Here is a 17,503-nt window from a genome sequence, read left to right as displayed (position 1 = left end):
GTGTCGGATGTTCAGAGTCTTGTGCACAGGAGATAGCCTTATTGCACCAGCATGTTGTGAATTGTTCAGTCGGTTCAACAACTAAAATGGAGCTATTTGGTGTAATTAATATTTATGTCTTTAACCTAGTAAACATAGCGTCATAAATTCGTTGTATTTTTAATAAAAAGAGAGTGTATATAAAATTAAGAATGCATCAATAAAGTGAATAAAAATGATTAGTTAATACATTGTTATGTTTATATGTTACACCGAGCTGTAAATGTGAGCTAGGTTAGGAGTTAGCAAACTAAAGGGTTCAGACAAGTCAGAACAGCGTATTTAAAATTGTATTATTTCTTTAATTCGATAACGTATAAACAACCGATTGCATTTAGGGTGGTGAGGGAGTTTCATACAGCCCACTGCAAGTGGTCAATAAGGATAGCATCCATACATCCCCTGTAAATTAAGGTATGGAATGCAAATATAAGAATGAAATAAGGAGAATTAAAATGGCTGGTGTTTTAGGAATGATCCTTGCTGGTGGCGAAGGCTCGCGCTTGATGCCTTTAACGGAATCTCGTAGTAAACCTGCAGTGCCATTTGGTGGCAGTTATCGTTTAATCGATTTTGCTTTGAATAATTTTGTAAACGCGGATTTGATGCGTATCTACGTGCTTACACAATTTAAATCACAATCGTTGTATTTACATATGAAGAAAGGCTGGAACCTTTCGGGCATCACTGATCGGTTTATCGATTCAATCCCCGCACAGATGCGTGATGGCAAGCGCTGGTACGAAGGTACTGCGGATGCTATCTACCAGAACATTCGTTTTATTGAACTCTCTACCCCCGACCAAGTATGTATTTTTGGCTCTGATCATATCTATAAAATGGATATCCGCCAGATGCTCGATTTCCATAAACGTGTAGACGCAAAACTGACCGTTTCTGCGCTGAGAATGCCGCTGAAAGAAGCGTCTCAGTTTGGTGTGATTGAAGTTGATGAAGCCGGAAAAATGGTCGGTTTTGAAGAAAAACCTTGCAACCCTAAAGCGATCCCTGGGCACCCAGACCTTGCACTTGTTTCTATGGGTAACTACATATTCGATACAGATAAGCTCTGTGCAGAACTGCGTCGTGATGCTGAAGATAATCACTCCAGCCATGATTTTGGCAAAGATATTATTCCTAAACTTTTCCCAGAAGGAGAGGTTTATGTCTATGATTTTTCAACCAATAAAATCAAAGGCGAAAAAGACACAACTTACTGGCGTGATGTTGGTACGATTGAGGCCTACTGGGCAGCGCACATGGATCTATTAGAGCATGATGCCGATTTTTCGTTGTATAACCGTAGCTGGCCTCTCCACACTTATTATCCACCGTTACCACCTGCAACCTTTGTTGATTCACACGATCGTAAAGTACAGATCACCGACAGCTTGATCTCCGGCGGAAGCTACATTCAAGGTGCGAAAATTTATAAATCGGTACTAGGCTACCGCAGTAACATCGGAGCCAACACTTTAGTGAGTGAATCCGTGATCCTCGGTGATGTTAAAATTGGCGAAGGATGTACAATTAAGCGTACGATTATTGATAAAAATGTCGAAATAGCGCCAGGTACTATCATTGGTGAAGATTTAGAACTCGATAGACAACGTTTCCATGTTTCTGATGAGGGCATCGTTGTTATCGCAAAAGGAACAAAAGTTGGATTCTAGAATGGAAAAAATCGATGTTTGGTTTACCGTTTCAGAAGCTCAAGGTTTGATCAAAAGTGGTGGTTTGGCCGATGTGGCCAAAGCACTGCCTAAAGCACTGCAAGAGTTAGGTCATCAGGTAGCTATTGTGCTACCTGCTTATCGTTCTATATTGGGCATTTCAGATGCTCCTGTTGTGCTAGAAACTGAGCTTACCCATTGGCCTCATACTTCATATCTGGTCCGTCAGATGGAGCTAGATGGAGTGGCCGTGTACTTAATTGAATGTGAACAATATTTTGGCCGAGCACAAATGTATGGCGAGAATAACCAGGCGTACGCTGATAATGGCGAGCGTTTTGGTTTCTTTTCAGCAGCTAGCCTAGATGTTTTACCTAAGCTCGGTAAAAAACCACAGATTATCCATGCAAATGATTGGCATACAGGGTTGGTTCCATTTTTGTTGAAAACGCGTTACCAGCATGACGCTTATTTTTCTGATATGAAAAGCGTATTGACCGTTCACAACGCGATTTTTAAAGGTATTTTTTCTTATCATCAATTAGAGATCATCCCAGAATTGAACTTATCTGGCATGGAATTTTTACGCTACGGACACGATCACGTCAGTATGCTAAGAGCAGGGATTGCCTTTGCTGACAAAATTAATGCCGTTAGCCCTAATTATGCTTCCGAGCTGCTAACACCGCTTGGCTCTCATGGGTTGGTAGATGATTTTGTTCACCGAGCTAGAGATTTGCACGGTATCGTTAATGGGTGTGATTATAGCGAGTGGGATCCACAAAACGATGAATTTCTTCCTCTTGGCTACTGTGATGAAGCTGAATCACTTCAAGCGGGCAAACGGGCGAGTAAGCGCATGTTGCAAGAGGAGCTGCAATTACCTCAGCGTGACTTGCCTTTGTTTGGGATGGTTTGTCGACTCACCCACCAAAAAGGTTTCCACTACATTTTACCTATACTAGAGTCGTTCTTACGCAATGATGCTCAGCTCATTATTGTTGGCACAGGAGAGCCTGAAGTTGCTGTTCAGCTACATAAAATGGCGGCGAAGCATGCTGATAAATTTGCGTTTGTTGAAGCTTATAGCAATCGTTTTGCACATTTGGTTGAAGCCGGTTCTGATTTCTTCTTAATGCCTTCAGAATTTGAAGCTTGCGGTTTGAATCAGATCTACAGCATGGCTTATGGCACGCTGCCCATCGTTCGTGAAGTTGGTGGTTTAAAAGACACCGTGCGTGATTATGATAAGTTTCCTGAAGAAGCGACCGGCTTTGGTTTTCATGATCCTTCTCCAGAAGCACTGCTTATTGCAATGCAGCGAGCGATGCTGTTTTATCTTCAACATCCCGAAACTATGTTGGAGGTTCAGCAGAGGGCGATGCGACAAAATTTTAGCTGGCAGGATTCAGCGAAAGAGTACATCAAGATGTATCATCTCGCGTTTCATGACTGATGTTTTTATAACAAGTAAGGCGCTTTGGCGCCTTACTTGTTTAGCCGAACGAGCCCGCATGATTTTTTGCTATTCAGCCCCCGTTTTGTGGTAGTCTTGCGTTTCTCAAATTGAAGCTGATTAACGGTTTTGTATGTCTCATAGCCTACTTTTCCATAAGACCTACCTGCATCCCACCAGTGATGAATGGGTTGTTTTTGTGCATGGTGCAGGTGGAAGTTCATCCATCTGGTTTAAGCAAATCAAAGCGTACCGTGAGCATTTCAACCTGTTATTAGTTGATTTACGAGGTCATGGCAAGTCAAACCAACTGTTTAAAGAGTTGATGGCAAATCGTTACACGTTTAAATCCGTCACTCTTGATATTCTCAAAGTGCTCGATCATTTGAAAATTCAGTCTGCTCATTTTGTTGGAATGTCACTCGGCACCATTATTGTGCGTAATCTTGCTGAAATGGCGACTGGGCGAGTTTGCTCTATGGTTTTGGGGGGAGCGATAACCCGTTTGAATGTGCGCTCTCAAGTGCTCGTAAAGTTGGGTAATTTGAGTAAGCACATCATTCCTTACATGTGGCTTTATCGTCTGTTTGCTTACATTGTAATGCCACAACGCAACCAAAAAGAGTCACGCCATCTTTTTATTCGAGAAGCGAAGAAGCTGTGCCAAAAAGAGTTTAAACGCTGGTTTATGCTGACTTCCGAAGTCAATCCTCTGATGAAATGCTTCAAAGAGAAAGAGCTACCCATTCCCACTCTTTATCTTATGGGAGAGAGAGACTATATGTTCATTCAACCTGTTAAAGACATGGTGGCAATGCATAGACAAAGTGTGTTATTAGAAATCCCAGATTGCGGCCACGTGTGTAATGTTGAACAATCTGAGATGTTTAACCGCCATTCAATTGAGTTCATCCGCCAGCATCAGACTCGTTAGTCTGAATCTAAACAACCGCAGTACCAGCAGGCTGCAAACTGCGGCCCATTTTCCTCGTTGCACTGTCCACAAACCCAGTTAGGTTCTTCGTTTATCTCTTCTATCTGATAGGCCAATAATTGTGCTTGAGCCTCGGCGATTTGAGCTTCATCCAACAGCCATATATAAGGCAAGGTTTCTTCTGAAAAAGGGAGCTCTCCACCTAAGCCGTATAAGTTATCGCCTCTCACTTCACAGCGAATATTGAATTGCTGTAAATACTGACAAACTATATATGCCTCTATCGGGTGGTTTGAAACACAAATTTTCATCATTATTCACTTCAGGCGGAAGTTGGGTTTTTGTTCAATCTGGCCATAATCCACTTGGTGAGAATAGGAAAAAGACCTAATAGAGCAAATGAAAGCAAAACCGAAGGAGATACAATGCCGGATAAGCTTTCAATTTCAGCTAGTTGAGTACCAGCATTCAGATAAACGGCAGTGCCGGGCAGCATACCGAGTTGGCTAATCAGGTAAAAGCGAGCGGTTGATATGGGTGTTAGGCCCATTAATAAATTAATCAAGAAAAAAGGGAAAACCGGAATTAAGCGCAGTGAGAATAGATAAAATGCCCCATCTTTTGCAACGCCTTGATTAATCGTTTGCAGCTTTTGACCAAATTTTGTTTGAATCCATTCACGCAGTAAGAAACGGCTACTCAAAAAGGCGATAGTTGCGCCTATGGTGCTGGCAAAGGAGACAAGCAGTAAGCTAGTCCAAAAACCAAACAGCGCAGCGCCCAGTAACGTGACGACCGCCGCTCCTGGGATAGAGAAAGCGGTGAGCACAATATAGAGTGAGAAATAGATCAAAGCAGCGCTGATCACGTTTTGGCTAATGTATTCGTTTAATAGCATTTGCTGTGCTTTGGCATTATCTAACGTTAGATAGTGGCCAAAATTTACAATCAAAAAGATAATAAAGGCAAATAAAGCCAAGCCTAAGAGAAGTTTTTTATTCATGGTATTCCTCAAAACGACATATTTTACTAGATATAGTGAAGAAGACAGAGGAAGTCGAATTTATATTTCAAAACGGGATTAAAAAAACGCCCGCATGGTGATGCGAGCGTATTTGATTATTTAATCGAGATATTTATTTACTCGGAAGTTAAAGGCTTTTAGCTAATTCATCGCGTCGAGATTGTGGGATAACCGACCAATGCTTGCCTTCAATAGCACCTTCAAGGGCCCATAGCAATTCAAGACTGATTGAAGAAGAATGGGTTTGCTGAATCGCTTTATAGGCTTCCAGAGCCCCCTTTGTATGCAAATCCGTTACAGATTCTATCCCTGCTTTCTTAAGCATACGTTCGGTGGCGAGTCGAAGGTTCGGGAGATCTTTTAGGCGTTCTGGCTTCGTTTGGGCTTGAACTTCTCGTTCTTGTTTGGCGATTTCGAGTGCGACAGCAGCATCTCGTAAAATGAGCGAAGGGTTTTCCCAACAATTGTCAGGTAATGCGAAGTATTTTGTGACGACAGGGAACCCACGTTTTTTATAGATATAGGGCTCATAGCCTTGCTCTTTAAAGCGAGAGGTTGATAGATCGTCTGCGCGAATATGAAGTTTATCGTTTACGACCAAAGCAAACATGGTGTCATCGACAAAAATGCCGAAGCCGCCAAACATTGAACGAGACTTAACGCGTCCAAGTTGTTCGAAGAGTCGCATTGAATCTTTAAGTACTGGTTTATCCATGCTGTAAATTCTCGGTGTATGGGAAAAACGCCACCAAAATCAGGTCCGAGAGATTAGCAAACTTATGCAGAAAGAGTGTCAGTAAGGGGTAAACTTAACGTTTGCATATTTGCCATCGGCAACCCCGCTACCTACCGAATAGTCGGTTTAGGCCGGAGGCTTTGCGTCCCATCTTTTCAAATGGTTTGCCCTGTGCGTGACTTCTAATAGTAAGAATATATAAATTTTTGGATGAGCATCACGTTTATTTATTATTTGCGTGATGCTCATTCCAAATTTACTATTATTTAATACGGCGTTCTGTCTCGAATATAGGAAAGTCCATAAAATTGACATTTGTCGCTTGCTTTAAATAATGACACTATTTCGTTATGTTTTTTACTGTGTTGCGTTCAACAATCTCGGGATGCATCTCAAACACACGACGTTCATGCTCTTTGTCTTTAATGCGTTCCAATAGGATTTCAAAGGCGTTTTTCCCTACTCGTCGTTTTGGCTGGTGAACTGTGGTTAACGGTGGCGAGAAATACTCAGCAAGTTCAATATTGTCATAACCAATAACAGACATGTCATCAGGAATACGGATGCCTTTTTGTTGCAAGCGACTCATTAAACCGAGAGCCATTGTATCGTTAAAGCAAAAAACAGCCGTTGGGCGCTTGTCCATGGCGGCGATCTTGTCGGCGGCGAGCACCGCAGTATCACACTCGAAGTTACCTTCCAAAATCCAATCTTCATGAACGGTTAGGCTTGCTTCGGCAAGAGCACGCTTAAACCCTTGAATACGCTCTTGGCACGCCGCTTTTTCGAAGTGTCCACTTAAGCAAGCAATGTCAGTATGGCCATGATCAATAAGGTATTTGGTGGCGAGATATCCGCCTTCCTCTGAGTTATCAATAATTTTATCGGCTTGAGAACTTTCAGGGCCCCAGTCCATGATCACTTTCGGAATGTCTGAATGACGATCAAGCATCTCAAGCAGTTCTTGGGTGAGGTCCGAGCACATGACCAACATACCATCGACACGTTTTTCCGCTAGCATGCGGATGTAGTCGCGTTGCTTCTCGTAAATACCGCCGGTATTGCACAAAATAAGTGTGTAGCCTTGGCGGTAGCAGTAGCTTTCAACACCATCGATAACCTCAGAAAAAAATAAGTTTGTCGATTGGGTCACTAACATACCAATGGTACGGGTGGTGTTGCATTTTAAGCTGCGAGCGACTGCACTTGGTGCATAGTTAAGCTCTGATACCGCTTCCATCACTCGTTCTTGGGTTGCTTCAGCCACAAAGCGAGTTTTATTGATTACATGCGATACCGTGGTGGTTGATACGCCCGCTAAGCGTGCAACGTCTTTAATCGTAGCCATAAATTCTCTGTCCTGTCGATAACTGCTGAAAGTGATAGTCACGAAGAGCAATTCAGCGGTATTAGGCCTATCGGTGCTATATTGAAGCCTAAAAGTAGTAAAAACACAAAAACCGCCTCTAATCAGCGGTTGCATCTTAAATTCATTTTTTATCGTTTGCGGTCAAGATTCTAGTCCGCAAATGTCCATCAAGCAACGAAAAATCCACCGAATAAATCGGTCAACAGTCACAATTGACCGATTTAGTAATAGGTATTAACTAGGTTATCTCATTAGTTTGATAAATAGTCGCGGTCTAAGTGAAGAAACGCGACCAACAATTCGCTTGCGGCACCGTAAAAACCAAATTGATCAATTTGTTGGCAGCGAAGATGGAATTGTGGGATCCAAGAGAGCAAATGTTGTTCAATAAAATCACACTGCTGTGTAAAGGCTTGTTCAAGGTGTGTCTCTTGTTCAAGCTCATTGGAGCGAATGATCAAGTTACCTAAGAAATCCAGTTCAATCGCAATGTGGTCGGCGGGTTCGTTGAGTGTATCGTTGACTGCAATGTGATGGGCTGCCATCAAATCCGACATTGCTCTGGCTGGTTCGTCATTGAGCAACCCTGATTTTCCAATGTAAATTGAGGCATAGGGTAGCGCGGACTCCTTATTGGATTTTAAAAAAAGATCACAGAAATCGGCTGCGAGCTCAAGCTGTGCGTCTTCTTTGTCTTGTAATCGGTTCAGTGCATCAACTAATTTATCAATGGCAGGTTTAAGTGTCGCGTTTTCTGCTAATCCTGAAAGAAATGTGCGAATAGCGGACGTATAGTATTGCTCTAATTCATGTTCCGAAAGTTCTTTCACAAATAAGCTCGAAAGCCACCAATAAATCTCGGCACGCTGTTCATTAAAAGCTTTGATGTCTTGCATGGTATTGGCTCTCCAAGGGGTGGTTTTGCGAAAATCGTTTTTAAAAAGTAATTGATCTAAGTGTAACTAATAAAAATGAATAGCAGTCGCTAAGAAAATGAAAAAATATGAGTGATTTTTTCATTAAGTTAATGGATGTCTGGAAGGTTGTTTTGAATCAATAAACTCTCATCTTTCTTAATTTTAAAAGTGATACGACTAGAATTATGACTATTTATGAATAGAATGGCTTTGTACAGAATCTCGAGCCGAGGTTTGAACATTTCTATAGAGTAAAGTGGTGTAAATGAGCTATCACGTATTAGTAGTTGAAGATGATGCAGTCACTCGCAGCAAGCTAGCTGGATACTTTCAAAGCGAAGGTTATATGGTAACGCAAGCGGAAAGCGGTACTCAGATGAGAGATGCTTTGAAAAACAGCGCGATAGATCTGATTATGCTAGACATTAATTTACCCGGTGAAGATGGTTTAATGTTAACGCGTGAGCTACGCAGCCAATCTGATATTGGCATCATATTAGTGACAGGGCGCACGGATAGCATTGATAAGATTGTTGGTCTTGAAATGGGGGCCGATGATTACGTAACGAAACCTTTTGAATTGCGCGAGTTGCTGGTGAGAGTGAAAAACTTGCTGTGGCGGATCTCGACCGCAAAAAACAAACTGAACGAAGAGAGCGGTGTATCTCACAATGCGAATTTAGTGCGCTTTAGCGAGTGGACCTTTGATATCCAGCGCCGAGCGCTGAGCCGTAATGGTGAGCCCGTAAAACTGACCAAAGCGGAATATGAGCTATTAGTTGCCTTGTCGTCATATCCGAATCAAGTCCTTAGCCGTGAACGTATTTTAAATATGATCAGCCATCGTGTGGATGCACCTAACGATCGAACGATTGATGTACTGATTCGACGCATGAGGGCGAAGATGGAGTTTGATCCCAAGAATCCGCAAATCTTTGTGACTGTGCACGGTGAAGGTTATATGTTCGCTGGTGATTAGCTGAGTGGTCGCGTGTGTAAAATTGGCGTTGGGCCGTGCCTTTTTATTCCCATGATTTTTTGTAGCCGCGATTACCAAGAAAAACGGAGCACATAAGTGGCTCCGTTTTGGGTTGAATATAATAGCTAATTGCTATTGATGTCTAACTCTGTATCGCCATGCCCGGACGCCCAATCACGTAAGTCTTGCCACAGCAGCCCTAACGTTTCATACCAGTAACGCTCAGTTTGTTCTAAATAACGTGCTCGAGGAGCGTATTTTTCCCAAGGTTGCTCAATATTCGTTTGCGCTAAGAAATTGGTTGGCGCAGGTATTGGGTCAATACCTGCAGAATTAAACTCTTTTAACGCTCTTTCCATATGACTGGCTGACGTTACCAAAACCAGCCTACGCTGTTGAACAAAGGCGGCGGCTTGTCGTGCTTCTTCCCAAGTATCTTTAGCTGTTTCTAGCAAAATAATATCGGATTTACTCACTCCAAGCGCGAGTGCCACCACGGCTAGCATGCGCGCATGGCTAAATTCCGACCCGCCAGAGTAGCCTGATAAAATCAACTTTGAGCCGGGGTACATACGCATGACACGTATGCCTTCGTTTAGGCGTACCAACGCAGTGCGGCTGAGTTCCGAGGTCGGTGGTATTTGGTCATCCACTACGTGGCCGCTGCCTAAAACCATCACATAATCGATGGTGCCATCAACGGGGAGAAAAGCCGAGTATTGTCTTTCCAAAGGCATTAACATGCGTGTTGCAAAGGGTTGGAAAGAGATAAGAAATATCCCCACTAAAGAGAAGAGGACAAACATACAGCCAGTCTTACGTCTGACGGTGAACATTATGAGCATTAATCCGACAAAACCGAGGATTAGCATTGCCGGAAGAGGCATTAATAATGAGGAAACAACTTTTTTCAGCTCAAACATATACAAAATAGTCCGAAAAAACACCACTTGATAATAAAAAGGAACAAAGCCCCTTTATTCCTGCCATTCCTATGACAGAATAGCAGCACGATTCGCTATCATAACTCAAGCCACTGTGACTGAAGACCGGAATTTCGACGATATTGCCCACAAATTTGCAAAAAACATATACGGCTCTGACAAAGGTGAAATTCGTCAAGTCATTGTTTGGCAAGATCTTGAGCAACTGCTCGCTTTGTTGAGCAACCACCCAAAACCTTTGCAAGTGCTTGATGCTGGCGGCGGTTTGGCACAAATGTCACAAAAAATAGCCAAGCTTGGACACCAAATCACGCTGTGTGATTTATCCTCTGAAATGCTTCAACTTGCGGAACAAGAGATCCGCAAAAATGGTCTGCTTGAGCAGTATCGGTTGGTACATTCCCCCGTGCAATCCATCCAATCGCACCTTATTGCGCCAGTGGATGTGTTGTTGTTTCACGCGGTGATGGAATGGTTAGCCGAGCCAAAACCCGCATTGCAGAATTTGTTAGAGCAAGTTAGGCCAGGTGGTATGGCATCAATCATGTTCTATAACCATCATGGCTTGGTGTACAAAAACGTTGTCTGTGGCAACATTCCCCATGTATTGGAGGGTATGCCGCATCGCAAGCGGTTTAAGCTCCAGCCTCAGCAAGGGCTAAAACCTGAAGAAGTGTATCAATGGATCGAAGAATCAGGATTTGAGATTTGTGGAAAATCGGGCATCCGATCATTCAGTGACTATATTGGGAATGTGAAAAATATGGGTGACTACCAATATGAAGATGTACTGGCACTCGAACAACAATTATGTAGACAAGAGCCGTACCTCTCACTAGGTCGATACATTCATGTATGGGCGAAAAAGAAAATAGAGCAGGAATAACAATGAGTGAGATGACTCAGAACGCTGCACAGCAACCTATTGATGAATTGGTTAGTTGGGTAAAGCAGCATGATTTCTCATTGAACCTGACGACAGAACGACTGGCGTTCCTTATTGCCATCGCAGTATTGAGTAACGAAAGGTTTGATGAAGAATTAGGTGAAGGTGAGTTACACGATGCGTTTGCCATCGTAACTCGCTTATTTGAAGAAACCGGTGAAGCCTCGGCGTTTCGTGCCAATAATGCGATCAATGAGTTGGTAAAACAGCGCTTAATGAGCCGCTTCACCAGCGAGATGACTGATGGCGTTAGTATTTACCGTTTGTCACCGTTGGCTATTGGTATTACGGACTATTACGTCCGCCATAGAGAATTTTCCAAGCTGAAGCTCTCAATTCAGCTTTCTATGGTCGCTGATGAAATGGCCAAGGCGATTGAAGCCGCAAATAAAGGTGGTACTCCCGGGCATTGGAAAAAGAACGTTTACGGCGTATTAAAATACTCGGTAGGGGAAATTTTTGATCGTATCGATTTAAACCAACGTGTGATGGACGAGCAGCAGCAATCGGTCAAACTGCAAATCGCAGAGTTGCTGAATAAAGATTGGCGTGAAGCGATCAACAACTGTGAATCGTTATTGTCTGAAACCTCTTCAACGCTGCGTGAACTGCAAGACACTTTACAAGCGGCGGGGGATGAGCTGCAAACGCAAATTTTGGATATTCAAGAATTGGTTTATGGCGAAGCCGAACTCGAATTTATTGAAGAAATCCTGTTTGGATTACAGATGAAACTTGATCGCATCACCAGTTGGGGACAACAGGCGATCGATCTCTGGATTGGCTACGACCGCCATGTCCATAAATTCATTCGTACCGCCATTGATATGGACCAAAACCGAGCGTTTAGCCAGCGTTTACGTCAATCACTCAGCGACTATTTTGACGCGCCTTGGTATCTCACTTATGCCGATGCTGAGCGTTTAACCGACCTGCGTGATGAAGCTCTCGTGTTAAGAGATGATGAGGTGATGGGGCAAGTGCCTCCAGAAGTGGAGTACGAAGAGTTCCAGCAAGTCAATGATGAGCTCTCCTTGCGTATCGGCAGCATGCTCAAAGGTCATAAAGATCAAGGGATGCCAATTGATTTAGGACGAGTACTGAGAGACTACCTCGCCACTCATCCCCATACACATCATTTTGATTTAGCCCGAATTATTGTTGATCAAGCGGTGAGGCTTGGCTACTCAGAGCAAGATTACCAAGCCATCCAACCTGACTGGCAAGCGATCAACGATTTTGGTGCAAAGGTACAAGCAAATGTCATCGACAGATATTAATGAATACATGCCAGAAAATCTGGTTAAAGCGATTTCAAATCCTTTATTTCCTGCGCTAGATAGCCAGCTTCGAGCTGGGCGTCATGTTTCTAGTGATGATTTGGATAATCACACCTTTTTATTGGATTTTGAGCCCGATTTAGCGCTGTTTTACCAACGCTATAACACCGAATTAGTCAAAGCGCCGGAAGGCTTTTTTTACCTGCGTCCTCGCTCTACTGCTTTAATCAATCGTAGCGTGCTGTCTGAGTTGGATATGCTGGTCGGCAAAGTGCTCTGTTTTCTTTATTTGAGTCCGGAACGCCTTGCGCACGAAGGCATCTTTACTAATCAAGAATTGTACGAAGAGCTACTGTCTCTGGCCGATGAAAAAAAACTGATGAAGCTCGTCACCAACCGAGCCAGCGGTTCAGACTTAGACAAAGAAAAGCTGTTTGAAAAAGTGCGTACCTCATTGCGTCGTTTACGTCGTTTGGGGATGATCATCCATTTAGGTGATACCAATAAATTCCGCATTAGCGAAGCCGTATTTCGTTTTGGTGCCGATGTGCGTATTGGTGACGACATGCGTGAAGCACAACTGCGTTTGATCCGCGATGGTGAAGCGGTTGTCCACGCCCAAGAGCCGAATCAAGGCAGCTTGCTGGATAACGAAGACGAGATTGAAGAACAAAATGTTAACGAGCAAACAGAATGGGAAGGTGAAGCATGATTGAGAGAGGTAAATATCAATCGCTAACCATGATCAATTGGAACGGCTTTTTTGCTCGTACTTTTGATATTGATGGATTAGTTACCACCTTGTCAGGCGGTAACGGTGCGGGCAAATCGACCACCATGGCGGCATTTATCACCACCTTGATCCCAGATCAAAGTTTGCTCCATTTTAGAAACACCACCGAAGCGGGCAGCTCACAAGCGTCTCGAGATAAAGGCTTATACGGTAAACTGCAAGCGGGCGCATGTTACGCCGCGTTGGATGTAGTGAATTCACGCAAACAGCGTTTACTGTTTGGCGTTAAGCTACAACAGGTGGCGGGGCGCGATAAAAAAGTTGATATCAAACCGTTTGTGATTCAAGGCTTGCCAAGCCATGTCAAACCAACCGATGTGCTGATTGAAAACGTCTCAGACAACCACGCGCGCGTGCGTCAACTCAATGAAGTGAAAGAGATTGTCGCGAAAATTGAAGGGGCGCATTTTAAAGCGTTTAGCTCCATTGTAGATTATCACGCGCAGATGTTTGAATTTGGCGTGGTGCCGAAAAAACTGCGTAACAGTAGTGACCGTTCAAAATTCTATCGCTTGATTGAGGCTTCTTTATACGGCGGTATTTCTAGTGCCATTACTCGCTCGTTGCGTGATTATCTATTACCACAAAATGGCGGAGTGAAGAAAGCATTTCAAGATATGGAATCGGCGTTGCGTGAAAACCGCATGACGTTAGAAGCGATCAAAACCACGCAAGCGGATCGCGATCTCTTCAAGCACCTGATTACCGAATCGACAAATTACGTGGCAGCGGATTACATGCGTCACGCCAACGATCGCCACAATAAGCTAGAGCAAACGCTCGCGTTGCGTAACGAGTTGTTCGGCTCTCGCCATACATTGATTGAGCAAAATCGATTACTCAATCAAGTTCAAGAAGAGCTTGAACTGCTGTTAGAGCAAGAATCTACCTTAGAGCAAGATTACCAAGCCGCTTCTGATCACTTGCAACTGGTGCAAAACGCACTGCGTCAGCAAGAGAAAATTGAACGCTATCAAGAGGATTTGCAAGAGCTCACTATTCGCCTTGAAGAGCAGATGATGGTGGTGGAAGAGGCGCAAGATCGCGTCATGATGGCTGAAGAGCAAGCGATTATCTCTGAAGATGAGGTCGATAGCTTAAAGAGTCAATTGGCCGATTACCAACAAGCATTAGATGTTCAACAAACGCGAGCATTGCAATATCAACAAGCCGTACAGGCGCTTGATAAAGCCAAACAGTTGCTAGATGATGATCAGTTAACACCAGAGCGTGCCCAAGCGCAGGTTTCTGATCTCAAGCATCAGCAAGACGCTAACACCACCACCTTATTAGCGTTAAAGCATAAATTGGACATGTCTTCGGCAGCGGTCGAACAGTTTGAGCAGGCACTGAAACTGGTGCGCAGTGTGGTGGGTGAAGTGTCTCGTCACGATGCCGCTCAGTATGCAAAAGCCATCATGCAGCAAGCGCGTAACGCCCAGCAAATTAGCCAAAATGAAGCACAGTGGTATGCGCAGCAGCGAGATCTGGAACGTCGCTTAAATCAGCAGCAAGTGGCGCGTCAGTCCGTGGCTGAATACCAAAAGCAACACCATATTGACTTGCACGATGAGCTAGCACTAGAGCAAGAGCGCGAGCGCCACGCCGCTCTGATTGAATCGCTGGAATATGAACAAGAAGCGCTACGTGAACAGCGCAGTGAGCAGCGCCGTACCGAGCAAGATAAACAGGCTGAAATTCAACGACTGGAATCGATCGCTCCGACTTGGATTGCTGCCAACGATGCATTGCATACCTTACGCGAACAAAGTGGTGCAACATTAGAAAATAGCCAAGCTGTGATGGCGCAGATGCAACAAGTGCTTGAGCAAGAAAAAGCACAATCAATCGCTAAAGATAAACTGGCAGAACGTCGCGCGCAGCTTGAAAATGAAATCGAGCGCTTGGCGTCTCCTGGTGGTTCAAATGATCCTCGCTTGAAAGGATTAGCGGATAGCTTAGGCGGCGTTTTACTGTCTGAAATTTACGATGACATCACGATTGACGATGCACCTTATTTCAGTGCCATGTACGGCCCAGCTCGCCATGCGATTGTAGTTTCGGATTTATCTGGCATCAAAGAGAAGCTGGTCGAGCTTGATGACTGCCCAGAAGATCTGTACATCATTGAAGGGGATGTCGATGCCTTTGATGACAGCTCGTTCAATGCTGACGAATTGGAAGGAGCAGTATGTGTACAGCTCAATAACCGCCAAATGCGTTATTCTCGTTTACCTGAGATCCCACTCTTTGGCCGAGCTGCGCGCGAACAACGTTTAGAGTTACTGCGTAACGAGCGCGAAGAAGTGGTGGAAGAGCACGCAAAAGCGGCGTTTGATTCACAAAAACTGCAACGTCTATACCACAGCTTTAACCAATTTGTTGCTTCACACATCCAAGTCGCTTTTGAAGCCGATCCAGAACAAGCGTTGCAAGCTGCACGTGAGCAACGCAATCAACTGGTCCGTGTATTGGCTGAATTGGACGCAAAAGAGCAGCAGCAGCGCAACCAGTTACAGTTGAGCAAACACGCGTTAACGATGCTCGATAAGCTGGCTCCTAACATGTTGCTCATTGAAGATGAGGCATTGCAAGCACGTTTCGATGAAGCTGAGCAGAACATTAATCAACTGGCGGAAGCGAAAGCGTTTTTAAACTCGCACGGTAAAGCCATCGCGAAGTTAGAACAGCTTGCCTCAGCGCTTGAGGTTGACCCGCAGCAATTTGATGAACTCACTGCACAATATCAGCAAGCGGATCAAGCTCTTCAGACATTGAAAGTGCAGATCTTTGCACTCTCAGACGTGATTGAACGCCGCCACTATTTTAGCTATTCCGATTCGGTTGATCTGCTCAGTAAAAGCAGCGAGCTAAGTGAGCAGCTCAAAAACAAATTGGCCGAGGCAGAAAGCGCCCGTACTCGTACTCGTGATGAGCTCAAACAGGCTCAAAGTCAAATGAACCAATATAACCAAGTACTAGCAGCCTTAAAAAGCTCACATCAAGCTAAGTTGGAAACGGTTCAAGAGTTCAAGCAGGAGCTACAAGAGTTTGGTGTGCATGCCGATGAAGGTGCGCAAGAGCGTGCTGAACGTCGTCGTGATGAATTGCAACAGCGTCTGCATGCCTCACGCACCCGTAAGAGCGAGTATGAACGTACACTGACCGCAACCGATCTTGAAATGAAAGCGTTAGTTAAACGGTTGAAAAAGGTGCAGAAAGATTATCAAGATCTGCGCACATTTGTGGTGAATGCAAAAGCAGGGTGGTGCTCTGTATTACGTTTGGCGCGTGATCACGATGTTGAGCGCCGCTTGCATAAACGTGAGCTGGCGTATTTATCGGCCGATGAACTGCGTTCCATGTCGGATAAATCGTTGGGCGCGCTGCGTTTAGCGGTCGCAAGTAATGACGGCCTGCGTGATGCACTGCGTTTGTCGGAAGATAACGCACATCCAGAACGCAAAGTTTTGTTCTACATCGCCGTGTATCAACATCTGCGTGAGCGTATTCGCCAAGACATCATTCGCACTGATGATCCTGTTGAAGCGATTGAAGAGATGGAAGTGGAGCTTGCGCGTTTAACTGAAGAGTTGACTCAACGTGAAAACCGTTTAGCGATCAGCTCTGAATCGGTGGCCAGCATCATCAAAAAAACCATTCAACGTGAGCAAAATCGTATTCGGATGCTCAACCAAGGTTTGTCTAACATTAACTTTGGTCAGGTGAAAGGCGTTCGCCTTAACGTGAAAGTACGCGAGAGCCATGAAATCCTACTCGCGGGATTATCTGAAAAACAGAGTCAGCATAAAGATCTGTTTGAGAGTACTCGTTATACCTTCTCCGAAGCGATGGCGAAATTGTTCCAGCGTGTTAACCCGCATATCGATATGGGGCAACGTTCACCGCAAGTATTGGGTGAAGAGCTATTGGATTACCGCAACTACTTAGAGCTGAGTGTTGAAGTAAATCGCGGATCTGATGGCTGGTTGCAAGCGGAATCTGGCGCATTATCGACTGGTGAAGCGATTGGTACTGGGCAGTCTATTTTATTGATGGTAATTCAAAGTTGGGAAGAGGAATCTCGTCGTCTACGCAGTAAAGACATCGTCCCATGTCGTTTACTGTTTTTAGATGAAGCGGCGCGTTTAGATGCCAAATCCATCTCAACCTTGTTTGAACTGTGTGAGCGTCTGGACATGCAACTCTTGATTGCTGCGCCAGAGAACATTAGCCCTGAGAAAGGCACGACCTATAAATTAGTGCGCAAAGTGTTTAAAGATCACGAACACGTTCATGTGGTCGGTCTGCGGGGTTTTGGTCAAACTGAAAAACCAAAATCAGAAGCACAGCAGATGGCCGAAATGCTGTAAGCATCGCCTCCATCGCTAATAAAAAAGCCCAATACTCCTG

The 17,503-nt window shown here is 44.3% G+C and carries 14 protein-coding genes and 1 riboswitch; of the genes, 8 read left to right on the top strand and 6 right to left on the bottom strand.

The window, feature by feature from the left end; all coding sequences use genetic code 11:
- The first annotated feature begins 494 nt into the window (after positions 1-494).
- From glgC to AACV32_RS05705, 3 genes are all read left to right on the top strand, one after another.
- Complete coding sequence (gene glgC, locus AACV32_RS05715; RefSeq protein WP_013857078.1) at positions 495-1,712, top strand: glucose-1-phosphate adenylyltransferase; 1,218 nt, start codon at positions 495-497, stop codon at positions 1,710-1,712.
- Between the two features lies 1 nt (position 1,713).
- The gene (glgA, locus tag AACV32_RS05710) at positions 1,714-3,168 is read left to right on the top strand and encodes a glycogen synthase GlgA (RefSeq protein ID WP_013857077.1); all 1,455 of its coding nucleotides are present in this window, start codon (positions 1,714-1,716) and stop codon (positions 3,166-3,168) included.
- Between the two features lie 133 nt (positions 3,169-3,301).
- The gene (locus AACV32_RS05705) at positions 3,302-4,102 is read left to right on the top strand and encodes an alpha/beta fold hydrolase (protein WP_017043918.1); all 801 of its coding nucleotides are present in this window, start codon (positions 3,302-3,304) and stop codon (positions 4,100-4,102) included.
- Here AACV32_RS05705 and AACV32_RS05700 read toward each other — a convergent pair.
- From AACV32_RS05700 to torD, 5 genes are all read right to left on the bottom strand, one after another.
- Entirely contained in the window at positions 4,099-4,416 is a 318-nt protein-coding gene (locus AACV32_RS05700) for a putative signal transducing protein (RefSeq protein ID WP_081244899.1), read from the bottom strand. The two genes, AACV32_RS05705 and AACV32_RS05700, sit on opposite strands and share 4 nt — an antisense overlap.
- An 8-nt stretch (positions 4,417-4,424) precedes the next feature.
- On the bottom strand, positions 4,425-5,105 hold the full coding sequence (locus AACV32_RS05695) for a TVP38/TMEM64 family protein (RefSeq protein ID WP_094129361.1): 681 nt from the start codon (positions 5,103-5,105) through the stop codon (positions 4,425-4,427).
- Positions 5,106-5,253: 148 nt separating this feature from the next.
- Positions 5,254-5,841 (bottom strand): TfoX/Sxy family DNA transformation protein, encoded by a 588-nt coding sequence (locus tag AACV32_RS05690; protein WP_013857073.1) that lies wholly within the window; start codon positions 5,839-5,841, stop codon positions 5,254-5,256.
- 114 nt (positions 5,842-5,955) lie between these two features.
- Positions 5,956-6,041: riboswitch (cyclic di-GMP riboswitch) on the bottom strand.
- A 161-nt stretch (positions 6,042-6,202) separates the two neighbouring features.
- A complete protein-coding gene (gene purR, locus AACV32_RS05685) occupies positions 6,203-7,210 on the bottom strand; it encodes an HTH-type transcriptional repressor PurR (RefSeq protein WP_026028025.1) in 1,008 nt (335 codons plus the stop codon).
- Positions 7,211-7,482: 272 nt separating this feature from the next.
- Positions 7,483-8,127 carry a molecular chaperone TorD gene (torD, locus tag AACV32_RS05680; protein ID WP_017049876.1) on the bottom strand — a complete coding sequence of 215 codons (645 nt, stop codon included), beginning with the start codon at positions 8,125-8,127 and terminating at the stop codon, positions 7,483-7,485.
- A 286-nt stretch (positions 8,128-8,413) separates the two neighbouring features.
- Here torD and torR point away from each other — a divergent pair, with 286 nt between their 5' ends.
- Positions 8,414-9,127 (top strand): two-component system response regulator TorR, encoded by a 714-nt coding sequence (gene torR / locus AACV32_RS05675; RefSeq protein WP_013857070.1) that lies wholly within the window; start codon positions 8,414-8,416, stop codon positions 9,125-9,127.
- A 125-nt stretch (positions 9,128-9,252) separates the two neighbouring features.
- Here the strand turns inward: torR and elyC are convergent, their stop codons facing one another.
- Entirely contained in the window at positions 9,253-10,077 is an 825-nt protein-coding gene (elyC, locus tag AACV32_RS05670) for an envelope biogenesis factor ElyC (protein ID WP_017049875.1), read from the bottom strand.
- Between the two features lie 88 nt (positions 10,078-10,165).
- On the opposite strand from elyC, the gene cmoM reads away from it, so the two are divergent.
- From cmoM to mukB, 4 genes are read left to right on the top strand one after another with little or no spacing between them, the layout of a single operon-like run.
- The gene (gene cmoM / locus AACV32_RS05665; protein ID WP_170894749.1) at positions 10,166-10,957 is read left to right on the top strand and encodes a tRNA uridine 5-oxyacetic acid(34) methyltransferase CmoM; all 792 of its coding nucleotides are present in this window, start codon (positions 10,166-10,168) and stop codon (positions 10,955-10,957) included.
- Between the two features lie 2 nt (positions 10,958-10,959).
- Positions 10,960-12,297 (top strand): chromosome partition protein MukF, encoded by a 1,338-nt coding sequence (gene mukF, locus AACV32_RS05660; RefSeq protein WP_017047723.1) that lies wholly within the window; start codon positions 10,960-10,962, stop codon positions 12,295-12,297.
- Positions 12,278-13,009, top strand: coding sequence for a chromosome partition protein MukE (gene mukE, locus AACV32_RS05655; protein WP_170894748.1), 732 nt, complete (start codon positions 12,278-12,280; stop codon positions 13,007-13,009). The genes mukF and mukE overlap by 20 nt, the downstream gene beginning before the upstream one ends.
- Positions 13,006-17,463: a chromosome partition protein MukB gene (gene mukB, locus AACV32_RS05650; RefSeq protein ID WP_170894747.1), complete on the top strand. Its 4,458-nt coding sequence runs from the start codon at positions 13,006-13,008 to the stop codon at positions 17,461-17,463. Before mukE ends, mukB begins: the two co-directional genes overlap by 4 nt.
- Positions 17,464-17,503: the final 40 nt, after the last annotated feature.

This window comes from Vibrio sp. B7 (genome assembly GCF_963888765.1).
In the GTDB taxonomy this organism is placed as follows: Bacteria; Pseudomonadota; Gammaproteobacteria; order Enterobacterales; family Vibrionaceae; genus Vibrio; species Vibrio anguillarum.
This window is presented reverse-complemented; position numbering and strand designations above follow the sequence as displayed.